At 52.6% G+C, this 3,190-nt stretch carries 2 rRNA genes (1 of these 2 only partly in view); both read left to right on the forward strand.

Going from position 1 to position 3,190, the window contains the following annotated elements:
• A 23S ribosomal RNA gene (locus CRO57_RS24225) occupies positions 1 to 2,644 on the forward strand; it begins 94 nt to the left of the window's first position.
• 84 nt (positions 2,645 to 2,728) lie between these two features.
• Positions 2,729 to 2,843: ribosomal RNA gene (rrf, locus tag CRO57_RS24230) — 5S ribosomal RNA — on the forward strand.
• Positions 2,844 to 3,190: the final 347 nt, after the last annotated feature.

Consider the following 3,190-nt stretch of genomic DNA (forward strand, 5'->3'; position numbering starts at 1 on the left):
AGGCTTTGATCCGTGGATTTCTGAATGGGGAAACCCACCCATTTTGGGTATCCTGATCTGAATATATAGGGTCAGGAGGCGAACCCGGGGAACTGAAACATCTAAGTACCCGGAGGAAAGGACATCAACAGAGACTCCGTTAGTAGTGGCGAGCGAACGCGGACCAGGCCAGTGCTTAATATTTTCTAATCTGAATAGTCTGGAAAGGCTAACCATAGAAGGTGACAGTCCTGTAGGGGTGTTGAAGATATTGAGACTTGAGTAGGGCGGGACACGTGAAATCCTGTCTGAACGTGGGGGGACCACCCTCCAAGCCTAAGTACTCCTTGTCGACCGATAGTGAACCAGTACCGTGAGGGAAAGGTGAAAAGCACCCCGACGAGGGGGGTGAAAGAGATCCTGAAACCGAGCGCCTACAAGCAGTCGGAGCCCGCGAGGGTGACGGCGTACCTTTTGTATAATGGGTCAGCGACTTAATTTATCGAGCGAGCTTAAGCAGTTATGTGTATGCGTAGGGAAACCGAGTCTTAATAGGGCGTTAGTTCGATGGATTAGACCCGAAACCAGGTGATCTAGCTATGAGCAGGTTGAAGGTGCGGTAACACGCACTGGAGGACCGAACCCACGCCTGTTGAAAAAGGCGGGGATGACTTGTTGCTAGGGGTGAAAGGCCAATCAAACCTGGAGATAGCTGGTTCTCCGCGAAATCTATTTAGGTAGAGCGTTGAATGAATACCTCAGGGGGTAGAGCACTGAATGGGCTAGGGGGACTCACCGTCTTACCAAACCTAATCAAACTCCGAATACCTGAGAGTACTATTCAGCAGACACACTGCGGGTGCTAACGTCCGTAGTGGAGAGGGCAACAACCCTGACCGCCAGTTAAGGTCCCTAAGTCATGGCTAAGTGGGAAAGGATGTGAGGATCCCAAAACAACCAGGATGTTGGCTTAGAAGCAGCCATCATTTAAAGAAAGCGTAACAGCTCACTGGTCTAAACAAGGGTCTTTGCGCCGAAAATGTACCGGGGCTAAAGCCATGCACCGAAGCTGCGGGTGCACGTAAGTGCGCGGTAGCGGAGCGTTCTGTAGGCTGATGAAGGGATACCTGTGAGGGGTCCTGGAGGTATCAGAAGTGCGAATGCTGACATGAGTAACGATAAAGAGTGTGAGAGACACTCTCGCCGAAAGTCCAAGGGTTCCTGTGCAATGCTAATCAGCGCAGGGTTAGTCGGCCCCTAAGGCGAGGCAGAAATGCGTAGTCGATGGGAATGAGGTTAATATTCCTCAACCAGTGGGATGTGACGAATTCCGGTAGTTGTATTGTCTTATTGGATTGATGATGCAGCGTAGGAGTTCCAGGAAATAGCACCCACATCAGACCGTACCCTAAACCGACACAGGTGGACAGGTAGAGTATACCAAGGCGCTTGAGAGAACGATGCTGAAGGAACTCGGCAAATTGCTCCCGTAAGTTCGCGAGAAGGGAGACCTATATGAGGGCAACCTTGTATGGGTGGCACAGACCAGGGGGTTGCGACTGTTTATCAAAAACACAGGGCTCTGCGAAGCCGCAAGGCGACGTATAGGGTCTGACGCCTGCCCGGTGCCGGAAGGTTAAGAGGAGTTGTGAGAGCAGCGAATTGAAGCCCCGGTAAACGGCGGCCGTAACTATAACGGTCCTAAGGTAGCGAAATTCCTTGTCGGGTAAGTTCCGACCTGCACGAATGGCGTAACGACTTCCCCGCTGTCTCCAGCATCGACTCAGTGAAATTGAATTCCCCGTGAAGATGCGGGGTTCCTGCGGTCAGACGGAAAGACCCCGTGAACCTTTACTATAGCTTCGCGCTGACAGTTGTGTTGGCATGTGTAGGATAGGTGGTAGGCTTTGAAGTTCGGGCGCCAGCTCGGATGGAGCCATCCTTGAAATACCACCCTTGTTGTCATGGCTGTCTAACCGCGGTCCGTTATCCGGATCCGGGACAGCGCGTGGTGGGTAGTTTGACTGGGGCGGTCGCCTCCCAAAGAGTAACGGAGGCGCGCGATGGTTGGCTCAGACCGGTCGGAAATCGGTCGTTGAGTGCAATGGCATAAGCCAGCCTGACTGCGAGACTGACAAGTCGAGCAGAGACGAAAGTCGGTCATAGTGATCCGGTGGTCCCGTGTGGAAGGGCCATCGCTCAACGGATAAAAGGTACTCCGGGGATAACAGGCTGATGATGCCCAAGAGTCCATATCGACGGCATTGTTTGGCACCTCGATGTCGGCTCATCGCATCCTGGGGCTGGAGCAGGTCCCAAGGGTTTGGCTGTTCGCCAATTAAAGCGGTACGTGAGCTGGGTTCAGAACGTCGTGAGACAGTTCGGTCCCTATCTGCCGTGGGCGCAGGAGAATTGAAAGGAGCTGTCCCTAGTACGAGAGGACCGGGATGGACGCACCTCTGGTGGACCTGTTGTGGCGCCAGCCGCATTGCAGGGTAGCTATGTGCGGAAGGGATAACCGCTGAAAGCATCTAAGCGGGAAGCCCCCCTTGAGACGAGTTCTCCCTATCAGAGCCGTGGAAGACGACCACGTTGATAGGCTGGGTGTGGAAGTGCAGCAATGTACGAAGCTTACCAGTACTAATCGCTCGATTGGCTTGATCCCTCTCATTTATCAATGTTCATTATATCTCGCGACAGCGTCGCGAAACAAAATCCAGCTTCTCAATTTATCTTTGTCTTTAACCGGCCTGGTGGTTATTGCGAGGAGACCAAACCCGATCCCATCCCGAACTCGGCCGTTAAGCTCCTCAGCGCCGATGGTACTCCGTCTTAAGGCGTGGGAGAGTAGGTCACTGCCAGGCCTGTTAAAGACAAGGATGAAAGAAAAAGATAGACCATTGAGCCGAGGTGAAATGATAAGTCTATCGTCAGAAAAGCCCTGCAAGATAGATAGTCTCTATCCTGCAGGGCTTTTTTTGTATTGATTCTATCTCTCTCACGGCTATTCCAAGCTTGCGCTTGAGCCTGCGAGGGCGCGCAGTCAAGCTGCGGTCACCTATCGGTTCCCGACAAAAACCTATGGTTTTATCGTATTCTTTTGCCCGAGAAATATGGGAAATCAAAAGAGCCTCGTGGGACTGATAAGTTTGTCTGGCCTCGCGCTATCGCTTGCAACGCAAGACGGGGCAGAGCTTCAGCCACGATCCCA

This window comes from Cohaesibacter gelatinilyticus (assembly GCF_900215605.1).
In the GTDB taxonomy this organism is placed as follows: domain Bacteria; phylum Pseudomonadota; class Alphaproteobacteria; order Rhizobiales; family Cohaesibacteraceae; genus Cohaesibacter; species Cohaesibacter gelatinilyticus.